Consider the following 25,012-nt stretch of genomic DNA (forward strand, 5'->3'; position numbering starts at 1 on the left):
TGCGGTGAGTCTGAATTTCGACACCCTGCTGGTGGCCAACCGCGGGGAGATCGCCTGCCGCGTCATGCGCAGCGCGGCCGGCCTCGGCCTGAAGACGGTGGCGGTGTACTCCGATGCCGATCTCGGAGCCGCGCATGTCCGGATGGCCGACACCGCGATCCGGCTCGGACCGGGTCCTGCCGCACAGTCGTACCTGCGCAGCGATCTGGTCATCGAGGCCGCGCTGGCAGCCGGAGCGGGCGCGATCCATCCGGGTTACGGATTCCTCTCCGAGAACGCGGAATTCGCGACCGCGGCCGCCGAGGCGGGCATCGCGTTCGTCGGCCCGACACCACAGCAGCTGCGGATCTTCGGCGACAAACACACGGCGCGCGAAGCCGCCCGCGCGGCGGGCGTTCCGCTGGTTCCCGGCAGCGGCGTGCTGGACTCGGTCGACCACGCGATCGCCGAGGCCGAGCGCATCGGTTACCCGGTGATGCTCAAGGCGGTCGGCGGTGGCGGTGGCATCGGCATGCAGGCATGCTTCACCGCCGACGAAGTCCGCGCTGCGTTCGAGCGGGTGCGCAGGCTCGCAGTGGCCAACTTCTCCTCCGCCGGGGTGTTCCTGGAGCGGTTCGTCACCAGGGCCCGCCACATCGAGGTCCAGCTGTTCGGTGACGGTGCGGGCCGGGTCGTCAGCCTGGGGACCCGGGACTGCTCACTGCAACGCCGGAACCAGAAGGTCATCGAGGAAGCGCCGGCACCGGGACTGCCCGCCGAGGTCACCGCGGAACTGCTCGGGACCTCGCGGGCGTTGGCGAGCTCGGTCGGCTATCGCTCGGCGGGCACGGTCGAGTACGTCTACGACACCGAACGCGAGACGGCGTCGTTCCTGGAGGTGAATACGCGCCTGCAGGTCGAACATCCGGTGACCGAGGCGGTGACCGGCGTCGATCTGGTGGCGTGGATGCTGCGCCTGGCCGGTGGCGACACCGGCATGCTCGACGGCCTGCCCGACCACGGACCCGCGATCACCGGTGCCGCGGTCGAAGCCCGCGTCTACGCCGAAGATCCCGGCAACGACTACCGGCCCAGCGCCGGAACGGTCACGCGGGCACAGTTTCCCGACGAGGCCAGAGTCGACACGTGGATCGCGACGGGCACCGAGGTCAGTTCCTTCTATGATCCGCTGCTCGCCAAGGTCATCGCCCACGGCGACACCCGCGCGCAGGCCTTCGAGCGGCTCGCCACGGCGCTCGGGCAGACGCGGGTCTACGGCGTGCAGACCAATCTGCCCCAGTTGCGGGCCGCGGCGACCGCGCCGCTCGTGCGAGCGGCCGAGCATGTGACGAGCAGTCTGGCCGATCTGGCGTGGGCGAGCCGCCGCATCGACGTGGTGCGGGCGGGAACCATGACGACCGTGCAGGACCACCCGGGCCGGATCGGCTTGTGGGAGGTGGGGATTCCGCCGTCGGGACCGATGGACGACCTGTCGTTCACCCTCGCCAATATCGCGGTCGGCAACAAGCCCGGCGTGCCCGCGCTCGAGAACACGCTGCAGGGACCACGCCTGCGATTCGCCGGGCCCACGCTGATCTGTGTCACCGGAGCGCCCACCGTGGTGACCGTCGACGGAGACCCTGTCCCGATGTGGGAACCGGTCGCCGTCGCCGCGGGCGCGACGCTGGACATCGGCTCGCCCACCGACGCGGGACTGCGCACCTATCTCGCCGTGCGCGGTGGCATCGACGCACCGCTCTACCACGGCAGCGCGGCGACTTTCGCGCTCGGCGGGTTCGGCGGCGTGACCGGCAAGGCCGTCGCCGACGGTGACGTCCTCGGCGTCGCGGCCGTCGACGCGGACCGGCCCGACACCCCGGCCGCGGTGCCGGTCGAGCACCGGCCGGTGTTCACCCACGACTGGACCTTGGCGGTGGGTGAGGGTCCGCAGACAGCGCCCGCGTACTTCACCGACGCCGACATGGCACAGTTCTACGACGCCCGCTGGACGGTGAGCAGCCACGCCAACCGCACCGGGATCCGGCTCGAGGGACCGAAGCCGCAATGGTCGCGCACCGACGGCGGCGACGCCGGATTGCATCCGTCGAACCTGCACGACAACCCCTACAGCGTCGGCGCGCTCAATGTCTCCGGGGACACCCCGATCCTGCTCGGCCCCGACGGACCGAGCCTGGGCGGGTTCGCCTGTCCGCTCACCGTCGTCTCCGCCCACCGCTGGCAGCTCGGTCAGCTGCGACCCGGCGACACCCTGCGCTTCGTCCCCGTCGGCGACGCGACCGCCACCGCCCTGCGGAACTCCCCCGTCGTCCGCGCCACCGGCGTGGTCGGCGAACAGGCTGCGCCGCTGCATGATCGAGGCGTTCTTCATCGTGCACCGGGCACCCTCGATCGGCCCGACGTGGTGTATCTGCGCGGCGGCGACGACAACGTCCTCGTCGAGTACGGCGCCATGGAACTCGACCTGGGTCTGCGGATGCGCGTCCACGCCCTCGCGCAGGCGCTGGCCGCGGCGGCCCCGGCAGGGATCATCGACGTCACTCCGGGTGTGCGGTCGCTGCACATCCACATCGATCCCGACACGCTGCCCCAGCACCGGCTGATCGGGTTGCTCGCCGAGCTGGAACTCGAGCTGCCCGCGACCGCGGACCTGGAAGTGCCCAGCCGGACCATCCGGTTGCCGCTGTCGTTCGACGACCCATCGATCGCCACCGCGATCGATCGCTATCGCAACGGGATTCGCGACACCGCGCCCTGGCTGCCGTCGAACACCGAGTTCATCCGGCGCATCAACGGACTCGACAGCGTCGACGAGGTCCGCCGGACCGTCTTCGACGCCGAATACCTCGTGCTCGGCCTAGGCGATGTGTATCTCGGTGCACCGCTGGCGGTTCCACTGGATCCGCGGCACCGGCTGGTCACCACCAAGTACAACCCGGCCCGCACCTGGACCCCGTCCGACGCGGTCGGCATCGGTGGCAAGTACCTGTGCGTGTACGGCATGGAGTCCCCCGGTGGCTATCAGCTGATCGGCCGCACGATCCCGATCTGGTCGAGCTACCGGCAGACTCCGCCGTTCGAGGACGGCACGCCGTGGCTGTTCCGGTTCTTCGACCGCATCGTGTGGGAGCCCGTCACCGCCGAGCAGCTCCTCGACTATCGTGCCGCCGCCAGGGCGGGCCGGTTCGACGCCGAGATCAGCGACGGCACCTTCGCACTGGCCGACTATCTGAACCTGTTGCGCGACAACGCCGACGACATCGCCGCGTTCGAGGCGAGACAAGCCGCGGCCTTCGATGCCGAGAAGCAGGCGTGGCACGCCGCCGGCGAGTTCGACCGCACGATCGTCGCCGACGCCGAACCCGAACAGCCCACCGACCCGCTCGCCGGCCTGCCGACCGGCGCCACCCTGGTGACCGCCCCGATGGTCGGCAATGTGTGGCGCATCGACATCACCCCCGGTGCCCGGCTCCGCGCCGGCGAGCAGGTGGCCGTGCTGGAGGCGATGAAACTCGAGCTGCCCGTGACGAGCCCGGTCACCGGCACCGTGCTGCGGGTGTTCGCCGAACCCGGAGCCAAAGTAGAACCAGGAACCCCTCTCGCTGTGATCGGAGCCGACGAAGAATGAACACCCTTGCGCCCCAGTCCGACGCCGGGCAGGCACCGACCGCTCGGGTCGCCGCCGCCTACGCGCGTATCGCCGAGGTCGACCGGCCCGAGGTCTGGATCACCGTGCGTGCGCAGGCCGAGGTGACCGCCGAGGCCGCGGTGATCGAACAGCGTCTCGCCGCGGGTGAAGTATTGCCGCTGGCCGGTCTGCTCGTCGCCGTCAAGGACAACATCGACGTCACCGGGATCCCCACCACCGCCGGATGTCCAGAATTCGCCTACACCCCGACCGACACCGCCACCTCGGTCCAGCGTCTGATCGACGCGGGCGCGGTCATCCTGGGCAAGACGAATCTCGACCAGTTCGCCACCGGCCTGGTCGGCACCCGCAGTCCGTACGGTGCGGTCCGCAACGCGCACCACCCCGCGCTGATCGCCGGTGGCTCGAGCTCGGGTTCGGCCGCTGCGGTTGCCCTCGGCATCGCCGATCTCGGAATCGGTACCGACACCGCCGGTTCGGGCCGCGTCCCGGCCGCGCTGCACGGCATCGTCGGCATCAAGGCCAGTCTCGGCATCATCCCCACCGACGGTGTGGTCCCCGCCTGCGCCGACTACGACGCCGTCACCGTCTTCGCGGGCACCGTCGATCTCGCCACCCGCGCGGCGGCGATCATGGCGGGTCCGGAGCCCCGCGACCCCCGTAGCCGCACCTGGCCCGCCGACGTCCGCTTGGCCGCGCCGCGTGAACCCCGGCTCGCGGTGCCGGACGAAGCGAACCTCACGGCGCTGTCGTCGAGATATCGTGACGCCTTCGATCGCACCGTCGCCGCGGCCACGGCCGCCGGGGTCAAGATCGAGCCGATCGACATCAGCGGCCTGCTCGAGGCCGCGCGGCTGCTCTACGGTGGCGCGATCGTCGCCGAACGATACGCCGCGGTCGGCGCGTTCCTCGAGACCCGTCCCGCCGGTGCCGATCCGACCGTGGCCGCCATCATCACCGCCGCCGCGGCGACTACCGGCCCGGCTTTCGCCGCCGACCTCGACGCCTTGGCCCGGGCGCGCGCCGACGCGCTCGCGCTGGTCGGATCCTTCGACGCCCTGTTGCTGCCGACCACCACCGAACACCCGAGCATCGACGCCGTGGCCGCCGAGCCGGTCACGATCAACCAGCGGCTGGGCACCTACACCAACTTCTGCAACCTGCTCGACATGGCCGCGGTCGCGGTACCGGGGGAACCGACGGCCACCGGCGAGCCGTTCGGGGTCATGCTCGTTGTCCCCGCGTTCGCCGATCAGGTCGCCGTCGACATCGCCGCCCGGCTCGAAGGGGCCGCCGCGACACCACTTCTGGTGGACCGCGGGGTCGATCTGGCGGTGTTCGGCGCCCACCTGCGTGGCCAACCGCTGAACTGGCAGCTCGACGACCTCGGCGCCCGTTTCGTCGGAAGCATCCAGACGACCGACGCCTATCGGCTGACCGCACTGGACACCACACCGCTCAAGCCAGGACTCGTCCGCACGGCCCCCGGCGCGGGAGCCCCGATCGTCGGCGAGTTGTTCCGGTTGTCCGAGGCGGCGTTGGGCAGTTTCCTCGCGGGACTACCCGCGCCGATGGCCTTGACCCGTATCGAGCTCGCCGACGGCCGCGCGGTCGTCGGATTCACCGCCACCCACGACGCGACGAGCACCGCAACCGACATCACCGAGTACGGAGGCTGGGTGACGTACCTGAACGCTAGGTAGCGGACAGCCAGGCTCACGCACAGCCGCCTGCCGCCGCGACGTCCTCGGAGGTCGAGCATCGAACCCATCTCCGAGGGCACCGGCGCTGTCGGGCGGCTACCGCGGGGATCAGGCGTCGGCCGGGGCCGGGGTGGCGTGGACGGCGGGGAGACCGAGGTTGTCGCGCAAGGTCTTTCCCGTGTATTCCGTGCGGAGGGCGCCGCGGTCCTGGAGCAGGGGGACCACCCGGTCGACGAACTCGTCGAGGCCGGTCGGGACGAGGTGGGAGCCGAGGATGAAGCCGTCGGAGCCGTCGTTCTGGACGAAACTGTCGATCTTCTCGGCGACCTGGGCGGGTGTACCGACGATCGGGGCGCGTTCGAACTGGTCGATCACGGTTTCGCGCAGCGACAGTTTCTTGGCTTCGGAGACCTCGCGCAGGCGGCGGACCGTCGCGAAACGGTCCTGGTGCAGGGAGGCGCGGCCCTGGATGATCGGTGCGGCGTCGGGGTCGGGGTCGACATCGGGGATCGGGCCCTCCGGGTCGTAGCCGGACAGGTCGCGGTTCCAGATCTGTTCGAGCAGGATGAGGGCGGTCTGGCCGGTGACCTGCTCGTCGCGGATCGCGTGGTACTTCTCGATCGCCTCGGATTCGGTGTCGCCGAGGACGAAACTCGCCGAGGGCAGGATCTTGAGGTCGCCCGGGGCGCGGCCCGCGGCGACCGCTCTGGCCTTGATGTCGCGGTAGAAGTCCGCGGCCTCGGGCAGTTTGCCGAACGGCGAGAAGATGGCGTCGGCGTTGGCGGCGGCGAAATCGCGGCCCTGCGGTGAGACGCCGGCTTGCAGGACCACGGGCCTGCCCTGCGGGCTGCGGGGCACGGTGAACCGGCCCGCGATGTCGAACTGGGCGCCGTGGAAGGCGAAGGAGCCGGTGTCGGGTCGGGCCAGGAAGCGGCCGGTTTCCCTGTCGGCGACGATGTCGTCGGCGTTCCACGAATCCCACAGGGCGCGCACGGCGTTCAGGGTCTCCTCGGCCCGCACGTAGCGGTCGGCGGGGTCGAGGAAGCCGCCGCGGCGGAAGTTCTGCCCGGTGAACGCGTCGAAGGAGGTCACCACGTTCCACGCGGCCCGGCCGCCGGACAGGTGATCCAGGCTGGCGAACTGGCGCGCCAGTTCGTAGGGCTCGTTGAAGGTCGCGTTGATGGTGCCGGCGAGGCCGAGATGCTCGGTGACTCCGGCGATCGCGGCCAGCACACCGAAGGTGTCGGGGCGGCCGATGATGTCCTGGTCGAAGATCCGGCCCGCGCGTTCGCGCAGGATGAGGCCCTCGGCGAGGAAGAAGAAGTCGAACTTGCCGCGTTCGGCGGTGCGCGCGGTGTGTTCGAAGGTGCTGAAGTCGATCTGGCTGCCCGCCTCGGGATGCCACCAGGCGGTGTGGTGGTTGACGCCGCCGAGGTAGGCGCCGAGGATGACCTGCTTCCGGGGTGTACTCATCGGGGGGACCTCACACGTTCGCGTAGCGGTTGGGGACGGTGGTCGGCAGGCCGAGCAGCCCGCGCAGGGAGCCGTCGGGGTAGCCGGTGCGGAACAGGCCGCGATGTTGCAGAGCCGGTACGAGTCGCCCCGCGATGGCGTCGAGGTCGTCCACGGCGACACCGGGACGCAGCCGGAATCCGTCGATTCCCTGTCCGCTCCAGTCGACGAGCAGATCGGCGAGGTCTTCCGCGCTTCCGGCGAAAATGGCTGCGTCGGAAGTGAACTCGGTGCCGGCGAGGTCGTCGAGCCCGGCCAGGCGCTGCGCACCGGTGGCGTCGTCGGTGTCGAGGAAGACGACCAGGTCGGCGTACACCCGCAGCGGTTCGCCCACCCGGTTCGCCGCGGCCGCGGCGACTTCCCCGAGGATCGGTGCCGGGCCGTCCGCCCTGGTCGGCGTGACGAACACGAGATCCGCTCCGGCGGCGGCGAATTCGTAGATCCTTCGGCTGTGCGCGAGGGCGGTCACCACCGGTTGTCCCTGCGGCGGCCGCGGGGTGATCGACGGACCGCGGACCCGGAAGAACTTGCCCTCGAAGTCGACGTAGTGCAGTTTGTCGCGGTCGATGAACCGGCGGGTCGCGACATCGCGGATCTCGGCGTCGTCCTCCCAGCTGTCCCACAGCCGCCGGACCACCTCGACCACGTCGGTGGCCTCGACGAACAGTTCGTGCACGTGCGGCGGGTAGGTGCCGGTGGCGATGGCCTCGGCCCGTTCGGCCGCGGTGAGGTCGGGGATCGCGCGGCGCCCGAAGTGGGCGGCTTCCTCGGCGGTGCCCGACACCTTGACCTGCCAGCCCGCCCGGCCCCGCGAGGTGTAGTCGAGGGTGGCGAGGGCGGTGGCGACGTGGAACGGTTCGGTGTGGGTGGCGGTGACGGTCGGGATGAGACCGAGGTGCCGGGTGCGCGGCGCGACCCGGGCGGCGATGAGATGGGCGTCGAGCCGGGCGTTTACCCGGTCGACGGCGTCGGCCGGACCGTACGGGTCGCTCGGGATGCGCAGGCTGTCCTCGATGGTGACGAAATCGAGCAGCCCGCGTTCGGCGGTGGTGACCAGGTCGGTCCAGTAGCCGGCGTCGAAGAGTTCGGTGGGACGTGAGTTCGGTGCGCGCCAGGCGGCCGGATGCCAGCCCGCGCCGTCGAGCGCGACGCCCAGATGTAGGGGATTCGATGCCATCAGCTGCCATTTCTGTCGTTCGGGAACGGTGCCGAGTGCAACGCGCGTTTCCGTTGGACAGGACTGCGGAGCACGGTCACCGAGACCGATGGCGAGGCGGGGCGAGCACGATCGGACGCGCTCGCCCCGACATCACCGCTGGCAGAAGGTCATCGGCCCGCACGCGGACGGGCGGTGTGGCTCCCCGTGTCAACGGTTCAATTCTGGTTGATCGACCGGAAATGGCCCGGATCAGTAGAAGATCGGGCCGGGCACACCGCCGCCCGCCGCGACGGCGTCCCCGGTGATGGCGATGCTGCGCGGGGAGGCGAGGAAGGTCACCACATCGGCGACCTCGCTCGCGTCGATCACCCGGCGGATCGAGTTCCTGGCCAACTCGGCCTCCAGGGTCGCGATGTCGACGCCATCCTCGTCGGCCCGGGCGCGGAGCCGGTCGCTGAGCCGTTCGGTGCGGGTGAGCCCGGGGTGCACGACGGTGACGTTGACTCCGTGCGGGCCGAGTTCGTCGGCGAGGTTCTTGGTCAGCGCCGACACGCTGACGTTGCGGATGGTCTGGCCGATCGAATTCGCCTGCCGCGCACCGAGTCCGCTGATGTTGATGATGCGCCCCCAGCCCTGTTCGACGAGATGCGGGGCGACAGCCCGCGCGGTGCGCAGATAGCCGAGCACCTTGATCTCGACCTCCCGGCGCACGATGTCGTCGGTGGTGGCCGACAGATCGGTGTTCGCGCCCGCGCTCCAGGGGGTGGCGGCGGAGTTCACCAGGATGTCGACGCCACCCAGTTCGTCCACCGTCCGCGCGACGAGGTGCTGGACCTGCGCGTCGTCGCCGGTGTCGGTCGGTATCGCGATCACCCGTCGTCCCGACTCCCCGGCGATATCAGCCGCGGCGGCCTCGAGCGGTTCGCGCGAGCGCGCCGCGATCACCACATCGACGCCTTCGGCCGCGAGCCCGCGGGCGATCGCGAGCCCGATTCCCTTGCTCGCGCCGGTGACGATCGCGCGCTTTCCCTGCAGTCTCAGATCCACGACCTCGACGCTAGCCAGCGCGCACCCGCCGGAGAGCGATCCAGCTCGAGCTGATCGCAACCTGCCCCGCCCGCGACCGCCGGTCAGCGTATTGTCCTCCATGGAGAAATCCTGCCCAGCTCGGATTCGCCGAATCGGTCGACGCCGACGGCTGACGTAGCCGCGACCGTTTCGCGGATCGGCCTGCCGCCACGAGGAGACGTCATGGCTACCGACCAGAGCTTGCTGCACCGCTTCGTCATCGCGCAGTTCGACGCGGCCGGGCTCGATCGTGCGCAACTGATCCGGGATGCCGGGGTCCCGGATTGGTCGATGACCGGCCAGGACGTGCATCTGCCCAGTGCGGTGTTCTCCCGGCTGTGGGAGATCGGCGAACATCGTCTCGGTCCGGATGTCGCCCTGCAGGTCGCGCGCCGGTACCAGCTGTCCAGCCTGGGCCTCTACGACTACCTGTTCGCTTCCGCGCCGACGCTGGGCGCCGGGCTGGCCACCTGTGGGCCCTACGTCACCGCGGTCACCACCAATCACCGGTTCGACCTGGTCGCCGAGAGCGAGGACGAGTCCACCCTCTATCTCGAGATGCTCGACGGGGACGGCCGGGGCCGGGATCACACCCAGCTGTGGGGACTGTCGGCCGTGCTGAGCCGCGCTCGCCGGGTCGTCGACGATCCGCTGAACCCCGTGCGCGTCTCGCTGCGCCAGGCCGCTCCCCCGCACATCGACAGCTTCCGGGAAGTGTTCGGCTCCGCCACCGTGGAATTCGACGCGCCGACCGATTCGATCACCTTCCGTGCCGCGGACCTGGATCGCCCACTGACCACCGCCGATCCGGTCCTGGCCGGTGTCCTGCAACCGCTGGCCGCCGCGCTACCACCGCCGCCGACACTGGCCTCGGCCTGGCCACGGCGGGTGGCCGACGCCCTGGACCAGGCCATCGATGCCGGGGAGGTCTCGCTGCACAGCGTCGCCCGGATCCTCACGATCAGCCCTCGAACGCTGCAGCGACGGCTGACCGAGGCGGGCACGACCTGGCGCGCCGAACTGGACCGAGCCCGCAGCGCCCGGTTGGCGGCCACGGGCTCGCTCACCGGCACCAAGCAGGCCGAACTGCTCGGCTATTCCGATGCGGGCTCGTTGCGCCGGGCGGCCCGGCGCTGGTCGGCGGCTCCGCCGCCCGACAGCCTCACACCCTGAGGTAGGTCGAGGCGATCCGCCAGAAGGTCTCCCGCTCCATCAGGTGGAAGTCCCATCCGTCGGTGATGTCCCGGAACGCGGTGACGATGCCGGCTACGTCGAAGTCGTCCCGGGTCGCCGTCCCCTTCGCCTCCAGCGCGGAAATCACGTAGGCGGTGGCACTCTCCTTGGTCACCGACACCACGCTCCCTCGTTCGCACACTGATCCGTCTGATTCGTAAGTCTCGAATTCCATCGGGTCCGCGACAAGGACAGAACGCGCCATTCCCGCGCCGAACGCGCCAACCTGCCCGCATCGTCGCGCCGCCCGGCGACCGACCGCGCGCAGCGGTCGCCGCCGCATCGTGGATCGAATGCCAGGTCAGCTCAGCGTCTTCAGTGCCGCGGCGTCGTAGGGCTTCAGCTCATCGATCCGGCCGGCCAGGACCTTGGCCGCCCACTCCGGGTCCTGGAGCAGGGCGCGGCCGACGGCGACCATGTCGAATTCGTCGCGCTCGAACCGATCCAGGAGGTTGTCGATAGTGCCCAACTCGGCGCCCTCGCCGGTGAAAGCGCGCAGGAAGTCGCCGTCGAGGCCGACCGAACCGACGGTGATGGTCGGCTTGCCGGTGAGCTTCTTGGTCCAGCCGGCCAGGTTCAGGTCCGAGTCGTCGAACTCCGGAAGCCAGTAGCGGCGGGTGGAGGCGTGGAAGGCGTCGACGCCGGCCGCGGCGAGCGGGGCCAGGATCGCTTCGAGCTCCTGCGGGGTCTCGGCCAGACGGGCGCGGTAGTCCTGCTGCTTCCACTGCGAGTAGCGGAAGATCACCGGGAATTCGGGCGAGACGACGGCGCGGACCGCGGCCACGATCTCGGCGGCGAATCGGGTGCGCGCCACCGGGTCGCCGCCGTAGGCGTCGGCGCGCCGGTTGGTCTGCGCCCACAGGAACTGGTCGAGCAGATAGCCGTGCGCACCGTGCAGCTCGACGCCGTCGAAGCCGATGCGCTCCGCAGCCGCGGCGGCGTCGGCGAAGGCGGCGACGACATCGTCCAGGTCGCCCTGGGTCATCGCCTTGCCCGCGCCCTCGGTGCCGTCGGCGCCGATCCCGGACGGGCCCATGGCCGGGGCGTCGGGGTAGGGCTGTTCGCCCTGGTTGCGCACCATGCCGATATGCCACAGCTGCGGCACGATCGTGCCGCCCGCCGCGTGCACGTCCGCGGCGACCTTCGCCCACCCCGCCAGCTGCTCCGCACCGTCGAACCGGGGCACCCGATCGCTCTGCCCGGCCGAATCGTGGCCGACGTAGGTCCCCTCGGTGACGATGAGGCCCACCCCGGCGGCGGCGCGGCGCGCGTAGTAGGACCGCACATCGTCGCCGGGCACACCACCCGGGGAGAACATGCGCGTCATCGGCGCCATCACGATGCGGTTCGGGACGGTCAGGCCGTTCAGGGTGATGGGCCGGGCCAGGATCTCGGCCGTGCGAGCGGCGTCGGAGGCGGTGACGATCACGGGGTGCTCCTCATGTCACTTGACAATGTCGATGGTTGAGAACTTCAAGCAATGCCCGCCACGGTAGAGGTAACTATTTGAGATGGTCAAGTTTCTGGGGATAAGCTGATCGCATGACAGCAGCTCCCCGCGTCGACACGACCCAGCTCATGGAGTTGCTCTCGGTGTCCCTCGGCGTCTACTACGGGGACTTCACGGTGGCGGCGGCGAGCGAGAACCTCACCGCGAGCCAGGGCAAAACGCTGACGGTGCTGCGCCGCGGGCCTGTCGCGATGCGCGCCCTGGCCAAGATCCTGTCCTGCGACGCCTCCAACGTCACCGGGATCATCAACCGGCTGGAGAAGCGCAATCTCGTGCGCCGCGAAACGAGCCCCTCCGACCGGCGCGTCACCTATCTCGTCATCACGCCCGAGGGCGAACAGGTCACCGACGCGATCCGGGCGAAGATGCGGGTCACCCACGACGGCCTGAACCGGCTCAGCGAGGACGACCGCGACCAGCTGTACACGCTGCTCGAACGCGCCTTCGTCCAGCGCGCCGCCAGTCGATCCGAGTGAGCGCACCGCCGATCAGACATCGGACACCGCGGCCGCCTGCCGAAAATCGGTCGTGCCCCACGGGGCCGCGTTGCTACCGTGCAGACATGAAGGTCGATTCACACTTCGCCGCCGCGGCCGCACGAGCTCTCAGCTCGCCGGTCGCTGCCGCCTGACCCCTTCTCCCCTGCCGGCGACCGGAAACGGTCCGCTGGCGTGCGTCGGTCTCGATGCCCGATCGCCGGGCGTGGCCGCTTCCGGTCGATACCCATCGATGGAGCAACCGCCATGATCACCACCGACCAGACCGTCCGCATCTTCCTCGACTTCTTCCGCGAACGCGGGCACGAACGCACGCAGGGCGAATCACTCGTGCCCTCGCCGGGAGATCCGGTGCTGTTCACCACCTCCGGAATGCACCCGTTGACGCCGTACCTCCTCGGCCGACCCCATCCGCTCGGCCGACGGCTCACCGGCCTGCAACGCTGCCTGCGCACCACCGACCTCGACGAGGTCGGCGACGACACCCACCTCACCGTCTTCGAGATGCTCGGGTCCTGGTCACTCGGCGACTACGGCGGCCCGCAGAGCCTGCGCTGGGGCATCGAACTGCTACGCGACGGATTCGGCATCGATCCCGGTCGCATCCACGGCACGGTCTTCGGCGGCGACGACCAGGTCGGGCCGGACCTCGAATCGTGGCGCACCTGGGACGAACTGGGTCTGCCGGTCGAACCGACCACCGACGAGAACTGGTGGTCCAACGGCCCGATCGGACTCTGCGGACCCGACTCGGAGATCTTCGTCTGGACCGGCGACGAAACCCCGCGGGGCACACCGACATCCGACGATCGGTGGGTGGAGGTGTGGAACCACGTCCTGATGCGCTACCTCCGGCATCCCGACGGCAGCCTCGAACCGGTGCGCAGGCGCAGTGTCGACACCGGTCTCGGTCTGGAACGGCTCCTGCGAATTCTGCAGAACACCCCGTCGGTCTTCGAGATCGACGTCTTCCAGCCCTGGCTGACCACCCTGCCCCGTATCTGGGGTCCGCTGGAGGAACCGTCGCTGCGCGTGCTCTCGGACCACCTGCGCTCCAGCATCGTCGTCCTCGGTGACGGGGTCAGGCCCTCCCCGTCCGGCCGTGGCCACATCCTGCGTCGCCTGATCCGCCGCAGCCTGACCACGCTGTGGCGCGACGATCCGACCCGCACGCTCTCCGATCTGCCCGTCGAACTGATCGACCACACCCTCCAGCACTTCCGGCAGTCCGTCCGGCCCCTCGAGGTGCGCACCATCCTGCTCGACGAGGAACGCGGATTCGGCCGGATCCTCCAGCGTGGGCGAAAAGTACTGTCCCACCGCCGATTCACGCGACCGCTGACCGACGAGGACTACCACTACCTGCACGACACCCACGGCCTGCCCCGAGACCTCGTGGTCTACCTGACCACCGAGAGCGGCCTCGGATGACGCGTGGTCACGACAGCGGTACGCGCGCGGGAATCTTCATCGAGCGGCCCGGAACCACCGCCGCCGCGCCGGGCGCTCGTCCGCGCACGAACAGCGCTGTGCCGCCGGGACGTCGCCGAGCACCTGCTCGACGTGATTACCGCATCCGCTGTAGCCGGGCTTACCGCAGGTACGACAGGTGATTCGCTGACACATGGGGTGTTCCTTTCGGTTGGTGCAGAAGGATTCTCGGCCGGATCTAGCGCTGTAGTTCAGCGGTGGCCGCACGCCAGGTTCGATACCCGCCGTCGAGGTTGACCGCGTCGCGCCCCAGCTGGGTCAGCAGTCGGGTCGCATTGTTGCCGCGCTGACCGACCTGGCAGAACACCAGGACCGGGCCGTCCGGGATCTCGTCGGCGCGCGCACGCAGGACATCGAGGGGGATGTTGCGCGCGCCGGGGATCGACCCCGCGGCGAACTCCTCCGACGACCGGACATCCACGACCTGCGCCCCCGTGGCGACCAGGTCGTCGAGGTCGTACCACTGCGCCGTACGGAGTGCGCCGATGCGCAGATTGTCGGCGAGGTAGCCGAGCATGTTCACGGGATCCTTCGCGGACCCGTAGGCGGGCGCGTACGCCAGCTCCAGATCCATCAGCCGTGATGCCGTGATGCCGCCCGCCATCGCGGTCGCCAGGACATCGATGCGCTTGTCGACCCCCTCGCCGCCGACCGCCTGGGCACCCAGGATCCGGTCGGTGTCGGGGTCGACCAGCAGTTTCACCGACATGCCGCGGGCGTCCGGGTAGTACCCGGCGTGCGAGAGCGGATGCGTATGCAGCGCCCGGAACGGGCGGCCCGCGGCACGCAGCCGCTTCTCGCTCCAGCCGGTCATCGCCGCGGTGATATCGAAGACGCCCACGATCGCGGTCCCCTGGGCCGGAGGATCCACGGCGGGCAGGCCCGCGATGACGTCGGCCACGAGCCGACCCTGCCGGTTCGCCGCGTTGGCCAGTGGCACCAGCGCGGACTGCCCCGACACCGCGTCCTTCTTCTCCACCACATCGCCGACCGCGTAGATCCCCGGCGCCGAGGTGCGCAACTGCTCGTCGACCACGATGCCGCCGCCCGGAGCGATCTCGATCCCGGCGGCCCTGGCGAGACCGCTTTCGGGGCGGACCCCGATCGCCATCACGACCAGTTCACCGGGCACCGCGCGCCCGTCGGACAGCGTCACGGTGTCCGCGTCGATGGCGGTCACCTCCGCGCCCAGCTCCATCCGGATCCCGTGCTTGCGCAGCTCGGCGGCGACCGGTGCGGCCATCTCGACATCCAGCGGGGCCAGCACCTGCGTGCCCCGTTCGATCACGGTGGCCGCGATGCCCCGGCGCACGAGGTTCTCGGCCAGCTCCACGCCGATGAATCCGGCGCCGACGACCACGGCCGACCGCACGTCGGCCGCCGCCTCGACCATCCGGTCCACGTCCGCGACATCCCGCAGCACCAGCGCGCGTTCCACACCGGGCACCGGTGGCACCACGGCGGACGCGCCGGTGCTCAACACCAGCGCGTCGAAGGACTCCACGTACTCGCGGCCCGACTCCAGCGCACGAACCGTCACCGTCCGCGCGACCGGATCCACCGCGACGGCCTCGTGCCGCACACGCACATCCAGCCGGAACCGCGCCGACAACGCCTCCGGCGTCTGCAGCAGCAGCGACTCCCGCTTCGGGATCACGCCGCCGACGTAATAGGGCAGCCCGCAGTTCGCGAAGGACACGTGCGCACCGCGCTCGAGCACCACGATCTCGGCCGATTCGTCCAGCCGACGCAATCGGGTGGCCGCCGACATCCCGCCGGCCACTCCACCGACGATCACCACTCTCAACTTCTGCCTCCCTGCGCTCGTTGGCACGGCGGGTGCCGCACTTCCGGTTGTCATACCCCTGGGGGTATATTCGAAGTTGAGAGCCAATATACCCCCATGGGTATCCAGCGGGGCAGTGAGATGCGACTCCCCGACGGTTTCCCCGAGAGAAAGGCACCGCCATGGTCGGCAACGAAGAGACGATCGCCCAGGTCCTCAACCGCCTCCGGCGCGCGAACGGTCAGCTCGCCGGGGTCATCTCGATGATCGAACAGGGCCGCGACTGCAAGGAGGTCGTCACCCAGCTCGCCGCCGTCTCCCGCGCCCTCGATCGCGCCGGCTTCAAGATCGTCGCGACCGGCCTGCGCGAATGCCTCACCGGCGACACCGCCGACGGCTCGGAACCGATGACCGAAGCCGAACTGGAGAAGCTCTTCCTCGCACTCGCCTGACCCACCGGCGGTCCTTGACCGGCCCCACCGATCAGCGGAAGCTGAGGGCCGGTATCCACCTCCCGGAAACCGAGACCTGCGCTCGACATCGATGCACCCATCGCGGTGTTCGTCACATCATCGCCGTAGCCGTGGTCCGGAATTCGCCCGCCACGGATTGTCCGGAAGGAGTGGAAATGCACGCAAGCACGGGACGGATCGCCGTCGTCACCGCCGTTGTCACACCCTTTCTCGCGGTCGGGGTGAGCCTGGGGGCCGGGACCTCGGCGGCGGCCACACCGCCGACGATTTCGGTCACCCTCGCCGGTGACGACAGCTGGAACATTTCCTGGGACGGATCCCCCGCCGCGAATTGTTCCCTGTTCGTCAACGACGTCGTCAATCCCGATGCCAATCCCGCGCCGGCGGTGTTCACGGCCGGCGTGAGCCCCTCGATCGCGGCGGGTTCGTACGCGGTGCGGGTGGAATGCCCGATCATGAGCGGGAACAAGAGCAACACGGTGACCTTCTACACCCCGCGCGGACCGGTGAACGACGTGCGGACCCAGTTCAGCAACGCGACCCAGGGCGCGACCGGAAGCTGATCCCGGAACCACGCGGCGGAACCCCGACGGCCACGACGGGGTTCCGCCCTCGCGCACATCGCCCGCCAGATTCTCGGACGGTTGTCCGACTTTATTCGAGTCGACCCGGGTGACGTGTGCGAGAGTTGTGGCGACCTACGTCCGCCCGTGGAGCGAGGAGAGACCCGTGGCCTACGTCAAAGCGTCCGAGCGCGAGGAGCAGATCGTCGCGGCGGCGGTCACCGTGCTCAGCAGGGTCGGGGTACCCGCCACCACACTGCGCGCGGTCGCCGCCGAGGCCGGGGTCCCGCTCGGCACGCTGCACTACGTCTTTCCCACCAAGGACAAGCTGCTACAGGCGGTCATCACCACCGTCATCGGCGACATCTCGCGGACCCTCGGAACCCAGCTCGAAGTCGACAAGGGCGTCGAACACGCGCTGCGCCACGGCGTCACCGGCTTCTGGGAGATCCTGGTCGCCGACCGGATCGGCCTGCAGATCATGCAGTACGAACTGATGACCTACTCGCTGCGCACCGACGCCGGCGGCAGCCTGGCCCAGCTGCAATACGAGCGCTACAGCTCGGTCGTCACCGAGTTCTGCGAACGCGCAGCCGAGGCGGCGGGCGAACGCTGCGCGGTCGGCTTCGACACCCTCGGCCGACTGGCACTGGCCCAGATCGACGGGCTGATCCTGCAGTACGTGTCCAAGCCCGACCCCGACCGCGCCCGCCGCGACCTCAACCGGGCTGTCGACATGCTGGTGCTGTTCGCCGATCCGCAGCCGGTCGCCCGGAGCACTACCCGGCGATGAACTCGCGGCGCCACATCCTGGCCGCCGGATCACCACCCCTTGCGTCGTAGCTCACTTCCGTTCTATCGTAATTCGTACGGATGACCGACTTATTCTCCGTACGCCCGCATCAGAGCGGGCGCTGCGCGGTCGGCACAGACGCACCCTGGAGTGAGATGATGGCCCACCAGAACTCCCCCGCCCAGCCCGACCACGAGGACACACCGCGCGCCGCGACAGTCGTCGTGATCGGCGCCGGCATGGCCGGACTTATCGCCGCCCGCGAGTTGCGCCGCCGCGACATCGACGTTCTCGTGCTCGAGTCCGCCGGTCGACTGGGCGGGCGGGTGCTGGCCGAGACCACCGTGCTCGGCTCGCGAGTCGACCTCGGCGGCCAATGGATCGGCCACGGGCACCACCGCTTCGCGACGCTGGCCGCCGACCTCGACGCCCCGGTCTTCGCGATGCGAACGCCCAGCCGTCCCACGATCGTCGACGGCGACACGGTCGTCTCGCACTCGAGCCCGACGGCGGTGGTGACCAACGCGGTCCTGCTGGTGTGGGAGATCGCCACCCGCGTCGGCGCTCCCCGCTCGTGGCGGACGCGCAGCCTGCGGTCCTGGCTGGACCACGTGCCGAACCGGCGAGCGCGGCGGCTGCTGACCGTGATCACCTCGGTGTCCACCACCGCCGACCTCGACCGGTACTCGATGCACGCGTTTCTCGACATGATCCGCTTCCAGGGCGGCTTCCGGACCATGCTGTCCACCGCGGGCGGCGCCCAGGACAGCCTGGTCACCGCCGGGGCCGGGACGCTGGCCGAACGGCTCGCGGCCGAGCTCGGCGACCGGGTGATCCTCGACAGCGCGGTCACCGCGATCCACCGCGACGACGACGGCGTCACGATCCGGTCGGCCACCGGCACCTACCGCGCCGCGAAGGTGATCGTCACCGTGCCGCCGCCGACGGCCGCGCGCATCGAACACCAGCCGGCCCTGCCCGCCGCACGAATCCACCTGCAGGACAACACGTATATGGGCTCGGTGTACAAGGCGATCGCGGTCTACGACCGGCCGTTCTGGCGCGACCGCACCGACGCCGAGATGCTGGCGCTCACCGAACCGGGCCTGGCGACCTTCGATACCTCACCGCCCGGCGGTCCCGGTCACCTGTGTGTTCTCGTGGCAGGCCCCGAGGCTCGCGCCCTCGACGAACTCGACAGCGACGCCCGCCGCGCGGCGATCCTCGGCCCGCTGGCCACCCACCTCGGCCCGGAAATCCTCGCGCCGCGCGGCTGGCACGAGAAGTCCTGGCACCAGGACCCGCACGCCGGTGGCGGCTACACGGCCCTGCCGATCATCGGCTCCGACGAGGGCTATCTGCCCATCGACACGACGCCGCTGGGCCACCTGCACTGGGCAGGCTCGGAGACCGCGCGCGAACACGCCGGATACATCGAGGGCGCCATCGAGTCCGGCCAGCGCGCTGCCGCCGAAGTCGCCGCCGCCCTGCGGGATTCGCCGCCCGTGTCGGCGTGATGCCGGAATGGCGACGATGTCGCCGCGTCCTTGCATTGCCCGCTCCGACATCGGCCGGCACCCGCCGCGCCCCGGGTCCGCCGGTCGGCACCCCGTGCCCCACAAGGCCGGGCATGCCGACACCGGACCCGGGATATAGCGGAGCCGCCCTTTCCCGAGGACACTGTGAACGTAGACGTTCGCTCGTCCAGTGTCGTCACGAGGAGGAATTGCCATGGCAAATTTCGGGCCTTTCGACATCGACCCGGAGGATTTCGAACGCGCGCTCCGTGACACCGGAAACGATATTCGCGACATGCTCGGAAAAGCGGGCGATTATCTGGGTCGCGTCGATCAGGGCGGCATCGGCGCCCTGACATCCCTGTTCGGCCAATTCTCTCAGCAGCCGCGCCCCGCGGCGCCCGAGGGCGCGACGACCGGTGAGACCGGCAGCGGCGTGTGGGCGGCGTACACCCTCGACGACGACGGCCAGGCCAGGGTCGACCAGGTGTTCCCCAATGAACTCGAGGCGCTGCGCGCACATCGCGACAACACCGACGATCGCCGTCGGGTGCGATTTCTGCCGTACGGGGTTCCGGTGAGCGTCCTGGATCTGCCGTGAGCCCCGATCAGGCGCGGTCGTGGAGCGTGATCCGGTAGCCGTCGGGGTCGGCGAAGGTGAATGTCCGGCCGAACGGTCCGTCGATCGGTGCGGACACGATGGGGTGCCCGTCGGCGACGAGCGCGTCGTGGATGGCCTGGACATCGGTGGCGTGGAGCCAGATCGCGGCACCGATCCCCGGCTGAGCAGCGGAGGCGAGATCGGTGCCGGGCACGATGTCGCGCAGCGCGAAGGCGATCGGTGTCGTCTCGAAGACGACGGCGTGCGGCGGTCCGATCTGCGAGCGGACGAGGCCGAGGTACTGCTCGTAGAACGCCTGCGACGCTTCGAGATCGCGCGCCTGGAGCGAGATGAAGTCGGGGCCGGTGGCGGGCATGCGAATCCTCCTAGGGTCATGTCAGGTTTCTGACACGCATCAATCTATGTCAGAATACTGACATGAGTCAAGACGGTGTCGACCTGGAAACGTCGCTCGGGTACCTGCTGAAGGAGGCGTCGAGTGCCCTGCGCGTCGCCATGGAGGAGGTGCTGCGGCCGCTCGGGATGAACGTGACGCACTACTCCTGCCTCGAGCTGCTGGCACAGCGACCGGGTCTGTCGAACTCCGAGCTCGCCCGGGGCGCGTTCGTGACAAGGCAGACCATGAACGTGCTGCTCCACACCCTGGAACGGGACGGCTACGTCACCAGGCCCGCGCAGGCACCGGTCGGGAAGGCGCTGCCGACGCGGCTCACGCCGAGCGGCCGACGCAGCCTCGAGCAGGCGACCGTCGCGGTCCGGTCCGTCGAGCTCAGAATGCTGGCCGACCTGACCGAGACCGAGCAGTCGGACGCCTTGCGCATCCTGCGGAGCATGATCCGGTCCCTGCGCGACGACACCGCGTAGCCCGTTCCCGGCGCACCCGCCGAGACAGAGATCGCCCTAAGGGAGTGTTAGGAACCTCCCGCGCGGCTTCCGTTCGGTCTGTGACTGGCGACACAGTGGTCTCCGACGGCGCAAGGCCGCGCCGATGGAGGAGGGTGCACAGTGACAACACGGGCCGGAGGTGAACGGCGAGTCGTGGCGAACGTGCTGCGTGGCTCGATCGGCAACCTCGTCGAATGGTACGACTGGTACGTCTACGCCGCGTTCAGCGTCTACTTCGCGAAAGCGTTCTTCCCCGACGGCGACCCCACCGCGCAATTGCTCTCCACCGCAGCGGTTTTCGCGGTCGGATTCATCATGCGCCCGATCGGCGGCTGGGCGCTCGGACGCTACGCCGACCGGTTCGGCCGCCGCTCCGCACTCACGCTGTCGGTGACGGTGATGGCCGCGGGCTCGCTGATGATCGCGGTGACACCGGGATTCGGCACCATCGGCATCGCGGCGCCCGTCCTGCTGCTCATGGCGCGGCTGCTACAGGGCCTCTCGGTCGGCGGCGAGTACGCCACCAGCGCCACCTATCTGTCGGAAGTGGCCTCGCCGGGCCGGCGCGGCTTCTACTCCAGCTTCCAGTACGTGACCCTGGTCGCGGGTCAGCTCACCGCCCTCGGCGTGCAGATCATCCTGCAGCAGGTGCTCACCTCCGAGCAGATGCACAGCTGGGGCTGGCGCATTCCGTTCCTGATCGGCGCGGGCGGCGCGATCGTGGTGATGCTGCTGCGTCGCGGCATGGACGAATCCGACTCGTTCAAGGCCGTCGCGGGCTCCGCGGAGACCCCGGCCGCCGCGGGCAGCTCGCGCGGGTCGCTGCGGGTGCTGCTGCAGTACCCCAGGGAATGCCTGCTGGTGGTGGGCCTGACCATGGGCGGCACCGTCGCGTTCTACACCTACACGACCTACATGCAGAAGTTCATGATCAACACCTCGGGCATCTCCAAGGACACCGTGGCCTGGATCAACTTCGTCGCACTGCTGTTCTTCGTGGTGCTGCAGCCGATCGCGGGCGGACTCTCGGACCGGATCGGTCGCCGCAAGCTGCTGATCTTCTTCGGGGTGGCGGGCACGCTGCTGACGGTGCCGATCATGTCGGCCCTCGCGCACACCGCCAACCCGTTCGCGGCCTTCGGCCTGATGATGACCGCGCTGGTGATCGTCACCGGATACACCTCGATCAACTCGATCGTGAAGGCCGAACTGTTTCCCACCAAGATCCGGGCGCTCGGCGTCGGTCTGCCGTACGCGCTCACCGTCGCGGTGTTCGGCGGCACCGCCGAGATGATCGCCCTGGCGCTGAAGAAGGCCGGGCTCGAGTCGCTGTACTTCTTCTACGTGGCCGGGTGTGTGGCGATCTCGCTGCTCACCTACTACTTCATGCGCGAGACGTCGGCCGAGTCGACCATCGACGCCGAAGCCGCCGTCGAGGCCGCGCCGGTCGAGCCGGAGCGCGCGATGGCCACCGTGCGTGGCTGACCGTCCGGCAACCGCGCCGGTCCTGCCCCTGTGGGAGGATCGGCGCGTGCGGCTTGCGGTGGTCGAGGACGACGACGGAGTGGGTGACGCCCTGGTCGAGGCGCTCACCGCGCGCGGCTACCGGGCCGAGCGCCTGCGCCGGGGTGCCGATCTGCTCATCGCCCACCGCGGCTACGACGCGGTCCTGCTCGACCTCGGCCTGCCGGACGCCGACGGGCTGCAGATACTGCGGCAACTGCGCGAGGTCAGCGCGATCCCGGTCCTGATCCTGACCGCCCGCAGCGACGAGCGTTCCATCGTGCGCGGTCTGCGCGGCGGTGCCGACGACTACGTGGTGAAACCACCCCGTATCGCCGAGCTGATGGCGCGGCTCGAGACGGTACTGCGCCGGGCAGCGGCCGTGGCCAAGCAGGCCAGGACCGAGGTGATCACCGGCGATGTCCGGGTGGACCTGCGCGCCCGAGTGGTCGAGGTCGCCGGGACCCCGATCCCGCTCACCCAGAAGGAATTCGAACTCGTCGAGGCACTGGTGGAACGCCCCGGCGCCGCCGTGAGCAGGCAGCAGCTGATGGACCGCATCTGGGGCGACGCCTTCGTCGCGGTCTCGCGCTCGCTCGATGTCCACATGACCGGGCTGCGCGCGAAACTGAACCGGCCCGGCCTGATCACCACCATCCGCGGCTACGGATACCGGTGGGGCGAATGACTCGCCGAGGACGCGCATGCGGCGCCGGCTGCTGATCGCGCTCACCGTGTTCGCCGCGCTCGCCGTGCTGGCGTTCGCGGTGCCGTTGTCGCTGACCGCGGCCACCAGCCGAACCCAGCACCTGGTGCTGGGCCGGTCCGGCGACGCCGACCGTTTCGCCACCCTGGCCGACGCGGCCGGGTCGGCCGGTGGCGTGCGGGCACTCGCCGACGAGGTGACCCGCTACCACGAGCTCTACGGAGAGAACGTGCTGGTCGTGGACGCGCGCGGGGCTCCGATCGTCAATGCCGGGGTCGCGGTGGACGACCCGCGGATCCGGGCCGCGGTGGCCGCGGCGCGGCGCAACCAGCGCCCGCAGCAGGTCGATCGGCTGACGCCGTGGAGCGCGCCGGTGATGCTCATCGCGCGTCCCGTCGGCACCGGGGTGCAGGTCAACGGCGCCGTCGTGATCGAGGCGTCGACCGCGGCGGCACGCTCGGCGATCGCCCGGCTGTGGGCGTTGATCGCGGTCGGCGCGCTGGGCGCGATGGTGGTGTTCGTCCTGTTGGCGCTCGTGTTGAGCCGCTGGGTGCTGCGCCCCCTGGCCGCCATGTCCGACGCGGTCGCCGAGCTCACCGCGACGCTGCCGAAGCCGCGTGGGCGGGCCCCGATCACCCGGCGATACGGCGGGCCACCCGAGGTCCGTGCCCTCGCCGAGTCCGTCGACGCGATGGCCACCGCCGTCGGCGATTCCGCCGACGCGCAACACCAGCTCGTCGCCGATACCGCCCATGCCATGCGGAACCCGCTCGCCGCCTTGACGATTCGGCTCGACTCGCTGGAAGCCGCCGTCCCCGCCACCGCGTCGGCGACCTTCCGCGCCGCCACCACCGAGGTGGAGCGGCTGACCGCGCTGTTGGACGACCTGCTCCAGCTGGCCGTCGCCGAAGCGCCCGCGTCGTTCGGGACCGCGGCCTCCGCCGAGGAGCACTGCGATCCGGCGCAGGTCGCGGCCGACCGCGTCGACGCGTGGACCTCGGCGTTCGACGACGCGGGGATACGACTGACGGCGACGCGCCACTCCCCTGTGCAGGGTGACAGCGCCGAGCACCTGGCGGCCGCGATCAGCGCGGCCGCCCTCGCCCAGATTCTCGATGTGGCCCTGAGCAATTCGTGCCGATACGCCGGATCCGGCGCGCACAGCTCCGTCGGCGTCTCGGCCGGTCCGGACTGGGTGACGGTGCGCGTCGCCGATGACGGGACCGGCGTCGCGCCCGACGAACTCGACCGGCTCACCGCCCGGTTCTTCCGCGGTTCGACCGCGGCCGCCGGCGGCACCGGTCTGGGACTGTCGATCGCGAACGCGCTGACCAAGGCCCGGGGCGGCACGTTGACCGTCGAGGCGGTGCACCCGCACGGTCTCGCCGTCGCGATCCGCGTCCCGGCGGTCGTGCGATGAGCGGGCTGCCGATCAGCCGTCGCCGGCTGCTGGCGCTGGCCGCGTTGGCATCGGCGGGCGTGGTCGGCTGCGCCACGAACGACCCCGCGACGATCCGGCTCGCCTCCGGCGAGGACGGCGGCTTCTACTTCGCCTTCGCCCGGCTGCTGGCCACCGCCGCCGCGAGAAACACTGACGACCTCCGCATCGAACCGGTGGAAACCGCTGGCTCCCAACAGAATCTGCGAATGGTCGCCGACGGCGCTGTCGACACGGCCCTCGCGCTGGCCGACTCGGCGAGCGACTTCGGTGGCCGCGTGCTGGCGCTGGGCCGGGTCTACGAGAACTACTTGCAATTGGCCGTCCCCGCCGACGGCCCGATCACACAGGTCACCGACCTGCGCGGGCGCCGGGTCAACCTCGGCGCGGAGGGTTCGGGCGCCGCGGTCACCGGTGAGCGCCTGCTGCGCACGGCCGGTGTCGACCCCGCCGATGTCACGGTCGAGCACCGCCCCCTGCGCGAGGCCGCCCAGGCGCTGACCGACGGCACCATCGACGCCCTGCTGTGGGCCGGTGGCGTCCCGACCGCCGCGCTCACCGTTCCAGACCCGATGCGACTGCTCGACCTCGGCGCCCTGGCCGCCCCGATGCGGGAGGAGTACGGCCCCGTCTACGACCGCGTCGCCATCCCGGCCGACGCCTACCCTGGCAGTCCCGCCGTCCACACGATCGGCGTCGCCAACCTCCTGCTCGCCGGCGCGACCCTGCCCGACGACACCGCCGCCGCCATCGTCGACCTGCTCGTCCGCCACGCGGACGCACTCGTCCCCGCCGAGGCCGCCGGCGCCCAGTTCCTCGACGGCCGCTTCCTCATCGGCACCGGAACCATCCCCCTGCACCCCGGCGCCGCCGCCGCGTACCGCCGCCGGCACGGATGACGTAGCTC

At 70.2% G+C, this 25,012-nt stretch carries 22 protein-coding genes; 15 read left to right on the plus strand and 7 right to left on the minus strand.

Translation table 11 applies throughout. The features are described 5' to 3' along the window. The first annotated feature begins 4 nt into the window (after positions 1-4). Together uca and atzF are read left to right on the plus strand one after the other, a co-directional pair. Positions 5-3,625, plus strand: a complete 3,621-nt coding sequence (gene uca, locus AB0L91_RS21180; protein ID WP_365012320.1) for an urea carboxylase — start codon at positions 5-7, stop codon at positions 3,623-3,625. Further along, entirely contained in the window at positions 3,622-5,349 is a 1,728-nt protein-coding gene (atzF, locus tag AB0L91_RS21185; protein ID WP_365012323.1) for an allophanate hydrolase, read from the plus strand. Before uca ends, atzF begins: the two co-directional genes overlap by 4 nt. Before the next feature lie 108 nt (positions 5,350-5,457). On the opposite strand, the gene AB0L91_RS21190 is transcribed toward atzF, so the two are convergent. The 3 genes from AB0L91_RS21190 to AB0L91_RS21200 form a co-directional block, all read right to left on the minus strand. Beyond that, entirely contained in the window at positions 5,458-6,822 is a 1,365-nt protein-coding gene (locus AB0L91_RS21190) for an NtaA/DmoA family FMN-dependent monooxygenase (RefSeq protein WP_365012326.1), read from the minus strand. A 10-nt stretch (positions 6,823-6,832) separates the two neighbouring features. Next, entirely contained in the window at positions 6,833-8,038 is a 1,206-nt protein-coding gene (locus AB0L91_RS21195) for an LLM class flavin-dependent oxidoreductase (protein WP_365012328.1), read from the minus strand. Positions 8,039-8,269: 231 nt separating this feature from the next. Continuing rightward, a complete protein-coding gene (locus AB0L91_RS21200) occupies positions 8,270-9,067 on the minus strand; it encodes an SDR family oxidoreductase (protein ID WP_365012331.1) in 798 nt (265 codons plus the stop codon). Positions 9,068-9,271: 204 nt separating this feature from the next. Between AB0L91_RS21200 and AB0L91_RS21205 the strand changes: the two genes are divergently transcribed. Then, positions 9,272-10,261 carry an AraC family transcriptional regulator ligand-binding domain-containing protein gene (locus tag AB0L91_RS21205; protein ID WP_365012334.1) on the plus strand — a complete coding sequence of 330 codons (990 nt, stop codon included), beginning with the start codon at positions 9,272-9,274 and terminating at the stop codon, positions 10,259-10,261. Here AB0L91_RS21205 and AB0L91_RS21210 read toward each other — a convergent pair. Both AB0L91_RS21210 and AB0L91_RS21215 read right to left on the minus strand, forming a co-directional pair. Continuing rightward, on the minus strand, positions 10,251-10,436 hold the full coding sequence (locus AB0L91_RS21210; protein WP_355272635.1) for a hypothetical protein: 186 nt from the start codon (positions 10,434-10,436) through the stop codon (positions 10,251-10,253). The genes AB0L91_RS21205 and AB0L91_RS21210 overlap by 11 nt on opposite strands. Positions 10,437-10,622: 186 nt before the next feature. Further along, positions 10,623-11,750, minus strand: coding sequence for an NADH:flavin oxidoreductase (locus AB0L91_RS21215; protein ID WP_365012336.1), 1,128 nt, complete (start codon positions 11,748-11,750; stop codon positions 10,623-10,625). Between the two features lie 113 nt (positions 11,751-11,863). On the opposite strand from AB0L91_RS21215, the gene AB0L91_RS21220 reads away from it, so the two are divergent. Together AB0L91_RS21220 and AB0L91_RS21225 are read left to right on the plus strand one after the other, a co-directional pair. Further along, positions 11,864-12,307, plus strand: coding sequence for a MarR family transcriptional regulator (locus tag AB0L91_RS21220; RefSeq protein WP_365012339.1), 444 nt, complete (start codon positions 11,864-11,866; stop codon positions 12,305-12,307). A 267-nt stretch (positions 12,308-12,574) separates the two neighbouring features. Next, on the plus strand, positions 12,575-13,759 hold the full coding sequence (locus AB0L91_RS21225; RefSeq protein WP_365012341.1) for an alanine--tRNA ligase-related protein: 1,185 nt from the start codon (positions 12,575-12,577) through the stop codon (positions 13,757-13,759). A gap of 238 nt (positions 13,760-13,997) precedes the next feature. On the opposite strand, the gene AB0L91_RS21230 is transcribed toward AB0L91_RS21225, so the two are convergent. Further along, positions 13,998-15,626: an FAD-dependent oxidoreductase gene (locus AB0L91_RS21230; RefSeq protein ID WP_365012344.1), complete on the minus strand. Its 1,629-nt coding sequence runs from the start codon at positions 15,624-15,626 to the stop codon at positions 13,998-14,000. Between the two features lie 161 nt (positions 15,627-15,787). Between AB0L91_RS21230 and AB0L91_RS21235 the strand changes: the two genes are divergently transcribed. From AB0L91_RS21235 to AB0L91_RS21255, 5 genes are all read left to right on the plus strand, one after another. After that, positions 15,788-16,057 carry a metal-sensitive transcriptional regulator gene (locus AB0L91_RS21235; RefSeq protein ID WP_355272644.1) on the plus strand — a complete coding sequence of 90 codons (270 nt, stop codon included), beginning with the start codon at positions 15,788-15,790 and terminating at the stop codon, positions 16,055-16,057. Positions 16,058-16,233: 176 nt separating this feature from the next. After that, positions 16,234-16,641 (plus strand): hypothetical protein, encoded by a 408-nt coding sequence (locus AB0L91_RS21240; protein ID WP_357346684.1) that lies wholly within the window; start codon positions 16,234-16,236, stop codon positions 16,639-16,641. A 166-nt stretch (positions 16,642-16,807) separates the two neighbouring features. Next, positions 16,808-17,434 carry a TetR/AcrR family transcriptional regulator gene (locus AB0L91_RS21245; protein WP_365012348.1) on the plus strand — a complete coding sequence of 209 codons (627 nt, stop codon included), beginning with the start codon at positions 16,808-16,810 and terminating at the stop codon, positions 17,432-17,434. A gap of 155 nt (positions 17,435-17,589) precedes the next feature. Beyond that, entirely contained in the window at positions 17,590-18,951 is a 1,362-nt protein-coding gene (locus tag AB0L91_RS21250) for an FAD-dependent oxidoreductase (protein ID WP_365012351.1), read from the plus strand. 214 nt (positions 18,952-19,165) lie between these two features. Beyond that, positions 19,166-19,552 carry a hypothetical protein gene (locus AB0L91_RS21255; protein WP_355272651.1) on the plus strand — a complete coding sequence of 129 codons (387 nt, stop codon included), beginning with the start codon at positions 19,166-19,168 and terminating at the stop codon, positions 19,550-19,552. 7 nt (positions 19,553-19,559) lie between these two features. Here the strand turns inward: AB0L91_RS21255 and AB0L91_RS21260 are convergent, their stop codons facing one another. Then, positions 19,560-19,928, minus strand: coding sequence for a VOC family protein (locus AB0L91_RS21260; RefSeq protein WP_365012354.1), 369 nt, complete (start codon positions 19,926-19,928; stop codon positions 19,560-19,562). 62 nt (positions 19,929-19,990) lie between these two features. Between AB0L91_RS21260 and AB0L91_RS21265 the strand changes: the two genes are divergently transcribed. From AB0L91_RS21265 to AB0L91_RS21285, 5 genes are all read left to right on the plus strand, one after another. After that, positions 19,991-20,437 (plus strand): MarR family transcriptional regulator, encoded by a 447-nt coding sequence (locus tag AB0L91_RS21265; protein WP_365012356.1) that lies wholly within the window; start codon positions 19,991-19,993, stop codon positions 20,435-20,437. Positions 20,438-20,578: 141 nt separating this feature from the next. Then, positions 20,579-21,943, plus strand: coding sequence for an MFS transporter (locus tag AB0L91_RS21270; RefSeq protein ID WP_365012359.1), 1,365 nt, complete (start codon positions 20,579-20,581; stop codon positions 21,941-21,943). A 46-nt stretch (positions 21,944-21,989) separates the two neighbouring features. After that, positions 21,990-22,649: a response regulator transcription factor gene (locus tag AB0L91_RS21275; protein ID WP_365012361.1), complete on the plus strand. Its 660-nt coding sequence runs from the start codon at positions 21,990-21,992 to the stop codon at positions 22,647-22,649. Between the two features lie 16 nt (positions 22,650-22,665). Next, entirely contained in the window at positions 22,666-24,087 is a 1,422-nt protein-coding gene (locus tag AB0L91_RS21280) for a HAMP domain-containing sensor histidine kinase (protein WP_365012362.1), read from the plus strand. Further along, positions 24,084-25,004 carry a TAXI family TRAP transporter solute-binding subunit gene (locus AB0L91_RS21285; protein ID WP_365012365.1) on the plus strand — a complete coding sequence of 307 codons (921 nt, stop codon included), beginning with the start codon at positions 24,084-24,086 and terminating at the stop codon, positions 25,002-25,004. The genes AB0L91_RS21280 and AB0L91_RS21285 overlap by 4 nt, the downstream gene beginning before the upstream one ends. Positions 25,005-25,012 lie beyond the last annotated feature (8 nt).

Origin of the sequence: Nocardia sp. NPDC051833, assembly GCF_040681225.1 — a bacterium.
GTDB lineage: Bacteria > Actinomycetota > Actinomycetes > Mycobacteriales > Mycobacteriaceae > Nocardia.

Excerpts from the sequence above, each read along its gene's own strand:
- AB0L91_RS21235 (WP_355272644.1), top strand. The coding sequence starts at position 15,788 with ATGGTCGGCAACGAAGAGACGATCGCCCAGGTCCTCAACCGCCTCCGG.
- AB0L91_RS21240 (WP_357346684.1), top strand. The coding sequence starts at position 16,234 with ATGCACGCAAGCACGGGACGGATCGCCGTCGTCACCGCCGTTGTCACA.
- AB0L91_RS21205 (WP_365012334.1), top strand. The coding sequence starts at position 9,272 with ATGGCTACCGACCAGAGCTTGCTGCACCGCTTCGTCATCGCGCAGTTC.
- atzF (WP_365012323.1), top strand. The coding sequence starts at position 3,622 with ATGAACACCCTTGCGCCCCAGTCCGACGCCGGGCAGGCACCGACCGCT.
- AB0L91_RS21190 (WP_365012326.1), bottom strand. The coding sequence starts at position 6,822 with ATGAGTACACCCCGGAAGCAGGTCATCCTCGGCGCCTACCTCGGCGGC.
- AB0L91_RS21280 (WP_365012362.1), top strand. The coding sequence starts at position 22,666 with ATGCGGCGCCGGCTGCTGATCGCGCTCACCGTGTTCGCCGCGCTCGCC.
- AB0L91_RS21250 (WP_365012351.1), top strand. The coding sequence starts at position 17,590 with ATGATGGCCCACCAGAACTCCCCCGCCCAGCCCGACCACGAGGACACA.
- AB0L91_RS21220 (WP_365012339.1), top strand. The coding sequence starts at position 11,864 with ATGACAGCAGCTCCCCGCGTCGACACGACCCAGCTCATGGAGTTGCTC.
- AB0L91_RS21285 (WP_365012365.1), top strand. The coding sequence starts at position 24,084 with ATGAGCGGGCTGCCGATCAGCCGTCGCCGGCTGCTGGCGCTGGCCGCG.
- AB0L91_RS21195 (WP_365012328.1), bottom strand. The coding sequence starts at position 8,038 with ATGGCATCGAATCCCCTACATCTGGGCGTCGCGCTCGACGGCGCGGGC.
- AB0L91_RS21265 (WP_365012356.1), top strand. The coding sequence starts at position 19,991 with ATGAGTCAAGACGGTGTCGACCTGGAAACGTCGCTCGGGTACCTGCTG.
- AB0L91_RS21225 (WP_365012341.1), top strand. The coding sequence starts at position 12,575 with ATGATCACCACCGACCAGACCGTCCGCATCTTCCTCGACTTCTTCCGC.
- AB0L91_RS21255 (WP_355272651.1), top strand. The coding sequence starts at position 19,166 with ATGGCAAATTTCGGGCCTTTCGACATCGACCCGGAGGATTTCGAACGC.
- AB0L91_RS21260 (WP_365012354.1), bottom strand. The coding sequence starts at position 19,928 with ATGCCCGCCACCGGCCCCGACTTCATCTCGCTCCAGGCGCGCGATCTC.